Here is a 15,175-nt window from a genome sequence, read left to right on the forward strand (position 1 = left end):
GATCTGTTTTGCGGCTCCGACCGCATTCTGCCGCGCTCGATGCCCGCCCCATCCCGCAGGTCAGGTCCCGACCCGCCGTCAGAGGCGCAGGCCGATCCCGCTCGCCTCGTAGATCCGTTCGCCGTCGACCCACAGGCTCGCTTCGGCGATGGCGTAGTCGGAGCCGGGCTCAGTCACCTGCAGGGTGATCACCACGTCGCCGTGGTGCGGCAGTACCTGCCCGCGGTATTTCCACGTGTGCTCGCGTCCGAGCAGCGGCGCCACGGCGCCGGCCGATGCACCGCGCGTCAGGCGCAGCCACTGCTCCAGCGCCTGCAGCATCGCTTGCACACCGAGCGAACCGGGTTGCACGGGATCCTGGAAGAAGTGCGCCTTGAAGAACCACTCGCCAGCGTCGACGCGTTTGCACGCGCGAATCGCCTCAGGCCAGAGTCCGTCGACGCGATCGATCATGCGCAGCATCGATGTTTCATCGAGCTCGTGCGCCGCGTTCGGTTCGCGGCGGAGCAGTGCCTCGTGCAGATCGCTGCGCGGCAGGCCGGCCTGCACCGTGAGCGCGGCGCGCGGGAAGAATCCGAATACCGTCTTCAGCGTGTAGATCTCGCGCGCACCGACCGCGCAGCGCACGTCGAACGCGACGATGATCATGCCGCCCGACGCGGAGACCGACGTGAGCGTGGCTTCGGTGCTGAGCGTCTCGCCGCCTCGCAATTCGGAGTGCTGTGTGCCGCGGCCGTCCAGGTTGCGGAAGCGCAGCTCTTCCTCGCTGGCCAGCGCGCAACCGGCCCAGCTCGACAGCCACCCGCACGGTTGCAGCGCGGCTTCCTGCAGTACCGCGAACGGCACGACGCCGACGTCGTCGAGATACCAGGCATCGCGCGGCACCCCGTATTCGGCGACCACGCGCGCGCCGGCGCGCATCTCGCCCTGCGTACCGTCGACGCGCGCGATGCGGCTCATGCACAGGTACGGCGGCGCCGGCAGGCGCGGCGCACGCAGCGTGCCGTCGAAGCGCTCGTACATCGTCCCGAACGCGCGCGACGGGCGGCCCAGCGCCGACGCGAGCAGACCCTCGCTGTCCTCGGCCGGAAAACCCGGCACCAGGCGCAGCGCAAGACGCCGTGCGTGGAACGCCTTGAGGCCATCCACCGTGCACAGCAGGTCGGCCCAGATCGTCGGCACCGGTCCCGCAACGATCTCCTCGACGAACACCTCAGTCACCAGCAGCGTCGAGCTCGGGATCACCTGGCCGCGGCACTGCAGCTTGTAGGGGAGTTCGGGCACCGGCTCGAAACGCGCACCGTCATGCTCGAGCGTGTAGCCGCACGCAGCGAGATGAAACGCGAGCGCCTGCAGGCACCCTTCCAGCATCAGCGTGCCGGGCATGCACGGATCGTTCTTGAAATGCCCGTCGAAGAACCAGCGCGATGGATCGATGTCGAGCTCGGCCTTGAGGTATCCGCGCTCCCAGGGGCCGCCACGCGGCTCACACGCGCTCACGCGGTCGAGCAGCAGCATGTCGCCGGACTGGATGCGTGGGCTGCGCGTGTGCGTGCGCGCAAGCTCGAAACCGGCACCGAAGCACGCCTGCGTATCGCCGCTCGCGAAAGCCTCGAGCGCGGCGCGATCGAAACGCGTGCGCTGGCTCATCGCGCGGGGCGGATCCAGGCGCGGGTTCGCGACGATCGCCTGACCTTCAGGCGTCCACAGGCAACCCGCAGAGCCGGCGAGCTCGGCATCGGTGAAGAATCCGGCCTGCCCGTTTCGGACCGTCAGTTGCTTGCGACTGCCGTTGACGCAGTCGTAGTGGAAGAACATGAGGCGCACGTCGCCCTGTGCGGCGTGTCCGTCGAGATGGATGTCGAAGGTGATCGTCTCGCCCGCGCGTGGCAGCTCGCCGTGGTAGGTGAGTTCGCAGCCGAGCAGCCGGTAGACGCGCTCGCTGCGATTGAGTGTGTCGACGCCGAGGTAGGAGATCAGCATCAGGTCGGCCTGCCCGGCCTCCACCATCACGCCGCCCGGCATACGGCCCTGGTGCAGGTACCAGGGCTCGGCGCCGATGTCGGTCTGCGTGGTGATCGAACCCTTGCCCATGCTCATCGGCTCGGCATGGAGCGCAGTCACGCGGTCGGCGAGCAGCAACGGAGGACGCGGCATGCGGACCTGCCGTTTGAAGCCGTCCTGCGCGGCGAATTGCGCGCCGAAGATCGCCGAGATGTTGCCGTCGGCGTGGACCAGGAGGTCATCGCGCGTAAAGCGCACGGCGCGCTTCGTCCCGTCTGGGAAGGCAGGAGGCAAGCGATCTTGCCCGTGCGTGTGGACTGCAGCGTCGCTGGATTCCCGCTTGGCTCCCCATTGCGTGTCTCCCCGCTCGGGCCAGCTTCGCTGATGTCGCTCCGATATCGGTGGGAATGTCGGCGATGGGATTGCGAGCCGGTCCGCGCCGTGTCGTCCGGCGCGCAACAGCACGTCGGTCGCTTTGGCCTGCAAGGCAAGGAACTGAGCGTGCCCGCTGGATTGCGCTTCCGTGAACGCCTGTTGCACCTCGGCGAGTCGCGCAAGCTCAGCGCGGATGCCTTCGAGCGCGGGGTGTGTCGCGCGTACCAGCGGCGATGCGACGAGCACTGGCGCCGCGACGGGCGACGCCGCGATCGCCGGCTCGCGAATCGTGCGTTCGAAAATGGTGCCCTCCAGAACCGCCGGCAGCCGCGGCGCAGGCGCCATCATCTGCAACGGCTCTTCGCGTGGCGGCAGGTGCACCGGCGGCGGATGCGCGTCGAAGCGACGCGGACGCTGGGGTTCGACGCGCGCCACCGGCGCGAGCGCAGCCTCGAGTGCGCGATGATCCACCGCCACGCCGGCGGCGAGCAGCGCCGCGGCCGCGCCGAGCACGGTCTCGATGCCATCGCCTTGACGGTCGAGGCTCACCACGAGCGCCTCGCGCGCGCCGAGCACGTGACGGATCGCACGGCCGAAGGTGCCGCCCGGTCCGTGTTCGACGAACACGCGCACGCCGTCGTTCCATGCATTCTCGACGAGCGTACGCATGTCGATCGTGTCCACCGCCTGCGCAAGGATCGCCTGCGCGCAGGCCTCGGTGTCCGGCGCATACGGCCGGCCGCTCGCGGTGCTGTAGACACGCCCGCGGCGCGGTGCCGATGTCGCACGGCGGTGCACGCCTAGCCACGCGCGCTCGACGCCGCGCAGCTCGGGCACATGCACCACGAGCGAATAGTCCAGCCGCATGCAGCGCGCCGCACCGAGCCGTTCGACCACGCGGGCACACTGGGCTGTTGCGCCCGCGACGAGGCAGCTCGCGTCATCGTTGATGATCGCGATGTGCACGCGATCCAGACCATTGAGTGCGCGACGCACATCATCCAGCGCTGCGGCGACGGTCCAGCATTCCCACACTGCACCGGGGCCGCGGGCCGGTTCGTCCCACGCGCGCGTAAGCACATCGAAGTGGCCGGCGAGCTCGCGCTCGAGCAGCCCCGACGACTCCATGTCAGCCATCAGCGCGTCGGGATCATTCCAGACTCCTGCCGCGATCAACGCGTTCGTCTCGCCCGACGAGTAGCCGAGCCATGCGTCGGCTTTGAGGCCGAGCAGACCCTCGCTCAACGCCAGATGCAGCTGCGACAGCGCCGAGGAACCGCATAGCTGCTCGAATACGCTCGGCGCCGCGGCACTCGCCGCGAAGGACCAGTCGAGCGCGGTCGCGAGGCGCTGACTGCGCGTGCGCAGGCGTTCATGCAGTTGCGGCAGGTGCAGCAGCAGGTCGCGGCCCATGCCGCGGTACGACGCACCGGCGCCGGCAAATGCGAACGCGATCTCCCCGACGATCGGCTGCGCGCGGAAGAACACGCTGCGGCCGGCGGGCGCACCTGTTTCCAGGTGCGCGATCGCGCGCGCGCGCACCGCGGCCAGCGATGCTTCGGTCGCGACGAGCACGCAGCGCGCCGGGCCGTCGAGACCGCGATGATCCTGATTCAGCGCGGCTATCAACTCACCTTTGTTCGCACCCGCGAAACAATGCAATCGCGCGGCCGCGTGTTCGGCACGGCGTGGATGCGCCGAGGCTTCGAGAAGATTCGCCGCGCGGCGCGGCTCCGCGCAGAGCCACGGCTCGCCGTCGAAATCGCGCCGATGATGCAGCGCGAGTGCTGCAGCGGCGGTTTCCACCAGTCCGAAAGCGGCCTGCGCGTAGCCAAAGCGCGCTTGCAGGAGCGCGTTCAGTCGCGACGGCGCCGCCTCGGTCGCGGCTGATCTGGCGTCTGCATAGGTATCGTCCACGAGCGCGTCAGTGTCCATCAGGGCATAGACACGATCGCCATCGCGCTGCGCATCCTCGAGCCGCTTGAGTACCAGTGCCACCGCCGCGTCGCCGGCCCCCTCCCCGCTCGCCGCACGGTGTACCGCCTCGCATCCGAAATCGACCGCGCCGACGATCGCGGCGTCGAGTTCGCCGCACGCGAGCGCACGCGCCGCGATACGCAGTGCGTGTGTCCCTGATGCAGCGCCAGCCTGCAGCGTGAATGACGGCCCACCGAGGTCGAACTGCGAGTTCAGGCGATTGGCCGGAATGTTCGGCATCGAGCCCAACACGGCGGCGGCGTCGAGCGCCGGCACCAGCGCCGCGCGCGCCCGTACCGCCCAGTCGTCATCGCGACCGTTGGTGAGCCGCCAGCGCGCGCCGTGGCGCGCGACTTCCGGGTCCGGCTCCAGGCCGATCAGAACCGCACTGCGTTCGCGCGGCAGCGGTGTGGTTTCCGCGAGCGCCTCGCGGGCGGCAGCGAGCAGCGCCAGTTGCTGCGGCAGCGCCTGCTCGAGGTCGCGCGGCGGAAAACGCAGGCCGTCCATATCAAGCTCGAACGAGTCCATGCAGCCGTCGCGCGATGCGCGAGCGTCCGAGTGCATTCGGTCGTCGAACAGCGCGCGCGCGAACGCGGCGCGATCGGGTGCATCGGCGATCTTCACGCCGATGCCGACGATCGCGACCGGACGCGCGACGGCAGCGACGCGGTCACAAGGGATGCGGTTGTCGTCTTCCGAAACGATCAGATGCGCGTTGTTGCCGCCGAAGCCGAAGGCAGAGATCGCCGCGACACGCGGGCCGTCGCTGGTCCACGGCTCGGCCTCACGCAACAACCGGAACGGCGTCTGCTGCAAGGCCAGAGTAGGCTCGCCGCAATGCAAGGTGGGCGGACGCACGCCGGCACGCATCGCTTCGAGCACCTTGATCAGGCCCGCCGCGCCCGCGACGGTGATGAGGTGACCGAGGTTGGATTTGAGCGAGCCTATCGGCAACGCGCGCGCCTGCGCGAACACGCTCGCGCTGCTGCGCAACTCCGTGGCATCGCCCACCGGCGTGCCGGTGGCGTGGCATTCGAGCAGCGAAACCTGCATCGGATCGATACCCGAGATCGCATACGCAGCGCCGATCGCGCGCCGCTGCCCCTCTTCGCTCGGCGCCAGGAACCCTTTGCCGCGGCCGTCGTTCGACAGCCCGATGCCGCGGATCACGCCATGGATCGTGTCGCCGTCGCGGCGCGCGTCGGCCAGGCGCTTGAGCGCCAGAAACGCCGCGCCTTCGGCCGGCACCAATCCATCGGCGTCGCGATGAAACGGTCGCGAATGCCCCGACTTGCTCAGCGCGCCGAGTGCACTGAAGCCGACGTGGAGAAAGAGATCGTCCGCGCGCTGCACGGCTCCCGCGAGCATCACGTCGGCGCGGCCATCGTGCAGTGCGTCGCACGCGAGCTTTATCGCGTAAAACGATGACGCGCACGCGGCATCGAGACAGAAACTCCCGGCCTCGAGCGCCAGCGCGCGCTCGAGCATCGCCGCGGTGCCGCCGCTCATGAAGCGGTTGCGCGGATCGACCTCCCCTTCGCCGGTCCACACCTGTTCGCAGAACGCCGCCATCTGCGCGGTCGGGAAGCCGAGATTGCCGAAGATCGCGCCCACGCGGCCCGCCGCGCGCGCGTCGCGCAGCGCCTCGCGCGCGCAATGCAAGGTCCAGTGCACCAGCGGGTCCAGCCCCTCGATCTCGGCTGCCGAGACCGCGAAGCCGTGAGGATTCCAGATCGACTCGAAGCCCTCCACGTAGCCGCCGCGATCCGACCACGTGCGATCCGGCTGCGGTGCATCAGGCGCGCACAACGCGTGCTCAGGCGCGAGACGCCAGCGGTCCGCAGGTACGCGCGTGACCAGATCACGTCCATTGACGACCGCGTCCCAGAGCGCGGCCGGACTCAACGCGCCCGGCAGCACGCAGGCGCGTCCGACGATGGCGATGGGCTCCACGATGGGCTCGAACATGCGATTAATTCGGTAGAGCGTGGTTCTGTACGCCGAGCATCTCGGCGTAGCGCCTTCCGATCCTGTCGGTCAGCACGATGTCCGTCGTCGTGTCGCTGGTACCGACCTTGCGCAGGTACGCGGTGGCCGTGATCGGGCCGGTGATCGGCTCGGCGCCGAAGTGCCGCAGCTCCGCGATCGCGGTCGGCAGCGTCTGGCCGCCGAGCATGCGCCGGCCGTGCAGCGCGGCGATCTGCAGGCCGCCGTCGAGCGCCGCGATGTCGAGCACCCAGCTCTCGCTGTCCCAGCCCGCTGCGTCGACGCCGCGCACCGTCGCGACCATGCCCTCGTCGGAGATGCCGTGCACGTCGTCGATCAGCTCGAACTGCTTGCGATGGAACAGCAACTCGGGATAGATGCTTTCGCCGCTCCACGCGTCCAGGGCCAGCTCCGGCACCTCGCGCCTGGCTTTCGGCGGCTCCGGCAACAATTCCGCGCGCGCGCTGTAATTCAGTGCGCCGCGCGCGTCGCGCACGGTCATCATGAGCTGCGCGCCGCGCGCGCTCGGCAGCGGCGTCGCCTCGATGCGGCAGCGATCGCCGCCATTCTCAAAACCGGCTAGCCGGATACCCTTGAGCACCTTCAGCTCGTGCAGGCTGGCCAGCGCCAGACCCGGACAGAAGCTGCGCGCCGCGCGCGCCATCCATTCGGCGACGAGCACGACCGGCACGACCGGCGTGCCTTTCACCGCATGGCCTTCGAGGAAGGCGTGGCTGGCGCGCGAGACAACGAGTTCGACGCCTTGCACGCGCGCTTGCGCACCGTCCATCAGCAGCGCTTCGCCGCGCGGCTCGCCACCGAGCACGAGCTCGATGTCGGCGGTACGCGAATCGCGCATTTCATCGGCGAACATCTTCGCGCCGGCTTCGAGCGGAATCATCGGCACACCGAGCTCGGCGAAGCGCGCCTTCAGCGCCGGTGTGACCATCCCGCCCTCCCACGGGCCCCAGCCCAGCGACTTCGCGCGCAGGCCCGGGCGCTTGCGCGCCTCGGCCGCGACGACCTTGGCGAGCACCTCGTTGGCCATCGCGTAGTCGCTCTGCCCAGTATTGCCGCAGCGCGCCGACACCGACGAGAACACGCATAGCAGCTTCAGCGGATCGGCCGCGGTTGCGGCAAGCAAGGCGTGCAGCCCGCCGACCTTGGTGCCGAACACGTGGTCGAACTGCGCCAGCGTCTTGTCGGCGATGCGGCGGTCGGCGAGCACGCCCGCGGCGTGCACGACACCCGCGATCGGCCCCCAGTCTTCGCGCACGCGATCGAGCGTCGCGGCGAGCGCGGCGGCATCGTCGACCGCGACCGACTCGTAGCGCACCTGCGCACCCTGGGCTTCGATCGCCGCGAGGGTCGCGCGGATCTCGCGCGCGCCGAGGATGCGATCGACTTCCCTCGACAGTTCGTTCGGCGTCAGCGATTCACCGCGTGCGAGCACGATGCGCTTCAAAGGCGCTTCGTCGACGACGCCGGCGCAATCGGCAGGTTCGTCGCGGAGCGGCGTGCGTCCGACCAGCACGAACCGCGCCTTGCACTGCGTGGCCCACTCCACGATGCACGCCGCGGTCACACCGCGTGCGCCGCCCGAGACGACGACAACGTCGCCGGCATCGATCGCAGCGAGCGATGGACGCACCGCGCGCGAGACGCTCTTGAGCGTGTAGCGGCCACCAGCCGCGGGCAAGGCAACCTCGATCTCGCCGCCGCCCCGCAGCAGCTCGCCGGCGATGGCCTCGGCGAGCGCCGCGTCGTCGCGCGCGCCGCGTTCCAGGTCGATCGACTTCAGCGTCGCGCGCGGCCATTCCAGCGCCGCGGTCTTGACCAGCGCGGGCAGGCCTGCGAGCCACGCGCGGCGCGCATCGGCGTTGCGCAAGCCGAAATGGCCGCCGGTGTCCTGCACGGTCACGAACAGCGCATCGTCGACGCTGGCCAGACGCTGCGCGACGACGAACGCCTCGCGGTTCACCGCCATTGCCTGCGCTTCATCCTCGACGCGACGCAGGCCGCCCAGGTAGACGCAGCGCTTCGCGCCGTCGGGCAACGTGTCCACCGCGCGCGCATCGACACCGTTGCCGCGCAGCACGGTCGCGACTTCGGTGTTCAGGCCCGCAGCGCCGAACACGAACACCGGCTCGCCGTCGACCAGCCCCGGCGCTGCAAAGCCGGACACAGGCGCGGGCATGAGTTCGAGCGCGAAGCGGCCGAGTTCGTTGCGGCGCATCGGCTTGGCTTTCGGCGCATCAGCGATCTGCGCCGCGGCCGTGGGAGTGGCGCCGAGGTATGCCACGATGTCGGCCAGCGTGTGCAGCGCCGACGGGCGCGCGTGGTCGTTCGCGATGCCGGGCACACGCTCGGCCATCGCGGCGAGGATTTCCACGCGCTTGATCGAGTCGATGCCGAGGTCGGCTTCGATGTCCATCGCAAGGTCCAGCATCTCGACCGGATAACCCGTCTTGTCGGCGACGACGCCGAACAGGATTCCGGCGATGTCGTCGGCGGCTGCGGCCCGCTGGGTAACGGGCAGGCCGGCGACGGGTGCGCTCGCCACGGTTCCGCCCTGCAGGTACTCGGCGATCTGCCGCAGCGTGTGCATACCGCTCATCTTCGCGCTATCGGTTTGCGCGACGACCGCGCCTTGCACATGCAACGCGGAGAGGATTTCGACGCGCTTGATCGAGTCGACGCCGAGGTCGGCCTCGAGGTCCATATCGAGGTTGATCATCTCGGCGGGGTAGCCGGTCTTTTCGGCGACGACGACGAGGAGCAGCGCAGCGAGGTCGGTGCTCGGCGCTGGCGCGGCTACGGCAGCGGGCGCTGCAACAATGGCGGGAGCCGGTGGTGCGACGGGCGCCGGCGCGGCCGTCACGACCGGCATCGGCAGAGCCGTCGGCGGCGCCGCGATCGGGGGAGCCGCCGTTGCGACTGACATCGCGACTGCCGTGGGGGCCGTTCCGCCGAGCAGCGCGGTGAGGCCGTTGAGCGCGCTCTCGGCGAGCCTGAGGTATTGGGTGTGGCTGTCGCTCAGCGCGCGCTGGTGCGCGGCGTGCGCGTTCGCGGTCTGCTGCTGCATTTCCTGGAACGCGGCGAGCCAGGCCGGCGACAGCTGCGATTCTTGTTTCACGGTGCGGACCTCGACAACGGGTGCTGACTGCGCATGCGGCGGATTGGAATGTGCTGGATTTGCACGTGCCGGATTGGGGCCGGGCAAGCGCGACGGATCCGCTGGCGGATAGGGTTTGCCGACGTTGCTGCCGCAGATCGCGATGCCGTGCTTGTGCGACGCGCGCGGCGCCTGGACGCGTACGTCGGCGAACAACGCCGACACCTTGGTCACGTGGCCCGCGGCAACGAGCTGCGCGATGCCCGCGAGCACCGGCTCCAGATCGGACTTGCCCTTGCGGTCGAGGGCTATCGCGCGATGCGCGCGCGTACCGAGGATCGCGCCGACGAGACCCTTGAGCACCGTGCCCGGGCCGACTTCGACGAAGCAGCGCGCGCCCGCGGCGTACATCGCTTCGATCGTCTCGACGAAGCGCACCGGTTCGGCGATCTGTCGCGCAAGGACTGCGGCGATGTCGGCGGCCCCGGTTCCGTCCACGTAAGGCGCTGCGTGCGTATTCGAATAGACCGGCATGCGTGGCGCGGCGAATTCGATGGTGGCGAGGAATTCGCCGAACGGCACGCACGCGGGCGCGACCTGGGCAGAATGGAATGCGGCGGCGACCGGCAGGCGCTTCGCCGCGACGCCCTGAGCATCGAGCGCGGCGATCGCCTCCAGCGGTCCCGACACGACGACTTGCTCGGGCGCGTTGTGATTCGCGATCGCGAGCGACGGACCGATCAACTCACGCGCGCGCTCGATCGAGCACGCCAACGCGCACATCGCGCCGCTGCCGCTCGCCGCCGCGTCACGCATGAGTTCGCCGCGGTGACGCGCGATGCGCAAGGCATCGGTTTCGGAGATAGCTCCTGCCGCGTGCAGTGCGACGATCTCGCCGAAGCTGTGGCCGGCGGCCATTGCGCCCTCGACGCCGAGTTCGCGCAACACGGCGAGTAGCGCCATAGCCGTAAGGCATAGCGCGGGCTGGGCGTTTTCGGTGCGCGTGAGCCGGTCGTCCGAATGGGTGAACACGATCTCGTGGATGCGCAGTTCGGCCGCGCGATCCCACACCGCGCGCGCGGCGCCGAACTGCATCGCCGCCGCGGCGCCCATCTGGTTGTATTGGCTGCCCTGCCCCGGAAACAGCAGCGCGAGCGCACCGTCGGGCGCGCCGAGGCCGTAGCTGGTGCCGTCCGGTAAGTGGAATGCGCGCTCGGGGTGAGCGGCAATCGTCTGGTGTGCCATTTCCAGCCGCGCGTCGAGGTCGGCGCCGCTCGCTGCGACGAGTGCGAGGCGAAATGCGGCCGTGTGGTCGAACTCGTCGCGCGAGGCGTGCGCGAGCGAAGACACGGGGATATGGCTGGTGCAGGATCGACGCAGCAGCGCGATCCGCTCGAGCATCGTCTCGGCGCTGGTCGCGCTCACTGCGACCAGATCGTGCGACTGCGCCGCGAGCCGTTCCGCACGCGGCGCCGAGCCGACGTATTCCTCGAGCGCGAGGTGGAAATTCGAGCCGCCGAAACCGAAGGCACTGACCCCTGCGCGGCGCGGATGCGCCGCGTCGCGGATCCAGGGTCGGACCGTCGTGTTGAGATAGAACGGGCTTTGCGACAGCTCGAGCTTAGGGTTGGGGGTGTCGGCCTTGATCGTCGGCGGCAGCACCTTGTGGTGCAGCGCCATCACCGCCTTGAACAGGCCCGCTGCACCCGCGGCCGCCTTGGTATGCCCGATCTGGCTTTTCACCGAGCCCAGCGCGCACCACTGCGTGCGCGTGGCATCCGCTTCGGCGTAGACGCTGCGCAAGCTCTCGAACTCGGCGACGTCGCCGGCCTTCGTGCCGGTGCCGTGCGCTTCGACGAGTTCGACGGTGTCGGGACCGAAGCCGGCTTGCGCATAGGCGCGGCGCAAAGCGACCGCCTGCCCCGCCGACACCGGCGCATATACCGACTTCGCGCGGCCGTCCGACGAGGTGCCGACGCCGCGCAGCACTGCGTAGATGCGGTCGCCGTCGCGCTCGGCGTCGGAAAGACGCTTCAACGCGACCATACCCAGCCCTTCACCCAGCATCGTGCCGTCGGCCTGGTCGGAGAACGGCCGGCAGTCGCCGCTGGGTGACAACGCGGGCGTCTTGGAGAAACACATGTACATGAAGATGTCGTTGAGCGTGTCGACACCGCCGCTGATCACGAGATCGGAATCGCCGAGCTGCAGCTCGTTGACCGCCATCTGGATCGCGGCAAAGCTCGACGCGCAGGCCGCGTCGGTCACGCAGTTGGTACCGCCAAGGCCGAGCCGGTTTGCGATGCGCCCCGCGACGACGTTGCCGAGCAGGCCTGGGAACGACGCTTCCTGCCACGGCACGTAGTGCGCGGCGATGCGCTCGCAGGCGGCCTGCACGTCGTCTTCGGGCAGGCCCGTTTCGCGCAGCGCCTTTTGCCAGACCGGGCGTTGCAGGCGCGACACCAGCGAGAACAGCAACTCCTGCGCGCTCGTGACGCCGAGGATCACCGAGATGCGCGAACGATCCATCGTCTCGAACTGCGCGCGCGCGGCATCTTCGAGCACCGCGCGCGCCGCTATCAACGCGAGCAGCTGCGAGGTGTCGGTCGCCGGGATCGTCGACGGCGGGATGCCCCAGCCCAGCGCATCGAAATCCATGGGCGCGAGAAAGCCGCCACGACGCGCATAGGTCTTGTCGGGCGCTGCTGGATCCGCGTCGTAATAGTCGTCGATGCGCCAGTGCGTCGGCGGCACGTCGGTCAGCAGATCCTTGCCGGCGAGGATGTCGCGCCAGAAGCCGTTCGCGTCATGTGAGCCGGGAAAGATCGCGCTGACGCCGACGATGGCGATCGGTTGGCGCTGCAAGGAACTCATGCTCGTGTCCTGTCCGGTGAGTTGCATGAAGAGATCGCGCCCGTCATCGGTCGTGACTCCAGGCGCGTCGACGGGTCGCACCGGTAGTGCTTTGAACGGGCGCATCGACGAGTCGCGGCCGGGGACGGGGGCGAGGATTCTTGCGAACTAGTCGGACAGGACACTAAGGGGCCTCGGACGGAAATCGAACGCGCATGCCGGGATCGGCAATCCGAAGGTCCGCAACTGCTGCGCGCGCGTGACGACCGCGGCGCCCTCGAGCAGATTCAACGCGACCTGCACCGCAGTGCGTCTGGCAGGCGCTTCGAGGAAGCTGCCCGCGGCCCAGGTGTTGAACGCGCCCATGGCGGGGCCGCACCAGATCTGGAAATCGGTCAGCCGATCGCTCACGCCGTCGATCGCCCAGCGGCTGGAGAGTCCGAGGTACGAGCGGAATACCAGCGCCATGCGGTGTTTCGGATCAGATTCGGCGCGCGCGACTTGCGAGGGATCGCGCGAGGACCAGAACGTGCGCGTCGAGGCCCAGGTCTCGTCGAAGCCGGCACGCAGCATCTCCTTCTCGATCTTTGCTCGCTCGACCGCGGGAATCGCCTCGAGCGACGGATACGCGCGGTAGATCTCGTAGAGTTTCTTCGCGCGCAGCGCAAACATCGTGCCGCGACGCAGGACCTGCACGTCGACGCCCATCTCGAACATGTCTGCCGCCGGCGCCATGATCACATCGGCCATCGAGGCTTGCGCGAGCATCGCGCGCGCGCCGGCACTGAGACCCGATTCAACGCAGGCCTGATTCACCGAGCCGGTCTGCACGTACGCCGCGCCGAGCGCGAAGGCGGACGCAAGCGCAGCCGGCGTGCCGAGGCCGCCCGCGGCACCGACGCGAATCGGCCGTGCGTAGCGCTGCCCGGCCACGATGCGGTCGCGCAGCGCCATGATGGTGGGCAGCAGCGCGGCCAGCGGACGGTTGTCGGTGTGGCCGCCGGAGTCCGCTTCGCAGGTGATGTCCTCGGCCAGCGGCAGGCGCGCGGCGAGATCGGCTTCGGTGCGCGTGAGTTGCTGGCGGTCGACCAGCGCCTCGAGCATCGCGACCGGCATGGTCGCGATGAAGTTCTTCGCCACTTCCTCGCGTGAAACCTTCGCCAGCACGCGATGGCGACGCTGAATCGTGCCCGCGCTGTCGACGGTGAGTCCGCTCGCCGCGTAGCGCACGATCGCTGGCGTGAGCCCCATGAATGCCGAAGCTTCGACGCAGCGCACGCCACGCCGGATGAAGATGTCCGCGACCGCGTCTTCGATCGCGGGTTCGCCCGGGCTATGGATGAGGTTCGCGCCCCAGGGCAGCTCGCGCGGATCGAGCTCACGGGCCAGTTCGTCGACCGCCGCTTCGACGCGCGCCGGCGACAGACCCGCGGCACCGAAGAAGCCCAGGCAACCCGCGCGCGCCATGTCGATCACGAGCCTGGTCGTGGCGATGCCGTTCGCCATCGCACCCGCGACGTAAGGGAAACGCGTGCCGTGCGTCTCGTTGAAGCTGCGGTCGCCGAGCCACTCGGGATACAGCGGCGGCAACATGCCGAGCACCGGCCACGCGCCGCTTTCTCCCGCGGCGACCAGCGCGCCGTCGAGCCCCACCCCGAGCCGGCCATCGTGATCGTCGCGGACGACGACTGCGCTGTGGCGCACCTGAGCGCAGGCGCTCGCGAGTTCGCCCGGCGTGAACGCGGGCGCTCCGCCGCGCCAATGCGCCGGCGCGTACGGGGCAATCGTGGGGACACTAGCCAAAACTGGCACTCAGTGGCACTTTAAGGGACGGCCGTTATAGCCCTGCTGGAGCGGAAATGCCACCTCGTAGGCCGGATCATGGGAAATGCGCCCGTCTCGCCCGATCTGAATGCGCGCCGCCAGCCCGGATTTCTCGCCACCCTTCTACTGCGGCCGCCGATACGCTCGCCCTGACGCGCGCTGCTCGCTCGTGTCGGCTTGACGTAGCGCCGACTATGCCTTCGCCTCCACTCAGTCCGCGGCGCGCATCAGGGCGGCGTCTCGACGGACTCGCTACGAACAGATGTAAGAAATCCGCGCTACCGGCGCACATTCATCGCTTCGCGATACAGGCGCTTTTCCGATGACCCGGCCTACGCGCTCGACGAAGAAGGCCGCCGTCCGTCAAGCGCTGGTCGCCGCGGCGAACCGCCGGTTCCATCGCCACGGCTTCGAGCAGACCACGATCGACGAGATCTGCGCCGACGCCGGCGTGAGCCGGCGCACCTTCTTCCGCTATTTCGAGAACAAGGAAGCGCTCGCGTTTCCGCACCGGACCGAGCGCTTCGAGCGCTTTCTCGCACTGCTCGACGGGGCCGGCCACTCACCTAATCCGGTCGATGGCCTGCGCGCGATCTGCGAAACCTTTGCGCACGAATATTCGGCCAACCGCGAGGCTATCCTCGCGCAGCAGCGCCTGGTCGACTCAGTACCCGCGCTCGCCGCGCGCGAGCACGAGATCGACCGCGACTGGGAGACCGCAATGGCCGTAACGTTCCGTCGCCGCTTCGGACGCGGTGCCGCTGCCGAGCGCCGTGCGCGCCTGATGGCCGGCGCTGCGATCGGCGTCATCCGCGCGACGATGCGCTACTGGTACGAAAAAGACGGTAAACCCGATCTCGCGCGGCTCGGACAGGAAGCGCTCGACGCGCTCGAGCAAGGGTTCCTGTCCTGAGCGCCGTTTGACGCTGAGCAGCGGTCGTGAAGATCACGGTGCGACGTTCTCGCTGCGTGCAGGTTTCAGCAGCCTAGTGTAGTGCTTCGTAATTGATGAAACGTATTGATTTCCCTGCTGTCCCAGGA

General features: G+C 69.1%; 4 protein-coding genes. 1 reads left to right on the plus strand and 3 read right to left on the minus strand.

What is annotated here, in order from left to right:
- Positions 1-78: 78 nt before the first annotated feature.
- The 3 genes from RUU78_RS16950 to RUU78_RS16960 all read right to left on the minus strand — a co-directional run bounded on the left by RUU78_RS16950 (position 79) and on the right by RUU78_RS16960 (position 14,113).
- Complete coding sequence (locus RUU78_RS16950) at positions 79-6,324, minus strand: beta-ketoacyl synthase N-terminal-like domain-containing protein (protein ID WP_313918641.1); 6,246 nt, start codon at positions 6,322-6,324, stop codon at positions 79-81.
- Between the two features lie 4 nt (positions 6,325-6,328).
- Complete coding sequence (locus tag RUU78_RS16955) at positions 6,329-12,331, minus strand: SDR family oxidoreductase (protein WP_313918642.1); 6,003 nt, start codon at positions 12,329-12,331, stop codon at positions 6,329-6,331.
- A 147-nt stretch (positions 12,332-12,478) separates the two neighbouring features.
- A complete protein-coding gene (locus tag RUU78_RS16960) occupies positions 12,479-14,113 on the minus strand; it encodes a PfaD family polyunsaturated fatty acid/polyketide biosynthesis protein (RefSeq protein WP_313918643.1) in 1,635 nt (544 codons plus the stop codon).
- Positions 14,114-14,456: 343 nt separating this feature from the next.
- Here RUU78_RS16960 and RUU78_RS16965 point away from each other — a divergent pair, with 343 nt between their 5' ends.
- Positions 14,457-15,047, plus strand: a complete 591-nt coding sequence (locus RUU78_RS16965) for a TetR family transcriptional regulator (protein ID WP_313918644.1) — start codon at positions 14,457-14,459, stop codon at positions 15,045-15,047.
- The last annotated feature ends 128 nt before the right edge of the window (positions 15,048-15,175 follow it).

It is taken from the genome of Tahibacter sp. (genome assembly GCF_032229445.1).
Classification (GTDB): domain Bacteria; phylum Pseudomonadota; class Gammaproteobacteria; order Xanthomonadales; family Rhodanobacteraceae; genus Tahibacter.

What these genes read in the sequence shown, in the direction of transcription:
- RUU78_RS16950 (WP_313918641.1), bottom strand. Translation starts at nt 6,324, where the DNA reads ATGTTCGAGCCCATCGTGGAGCCCATCGCCATCGTCGGACGCGCCTGC.
- RUU78_RS16955 (WP_313918642.1), bottom strand. Translation starts at nt 12,331, where the DNA reads ATGAGTTCCTTGCAGCGCCAACCGATCGCCATCGTCGGCGTCAGCGCG.
- RUU78_RS16965 (WP_313918644.1), top strand. Translation starts at nt 14,457, where the DNA reads ATGACCCGGCCTACGCGCTCGACGAAGAAGGCCGCCGTCCGTCAAGCG.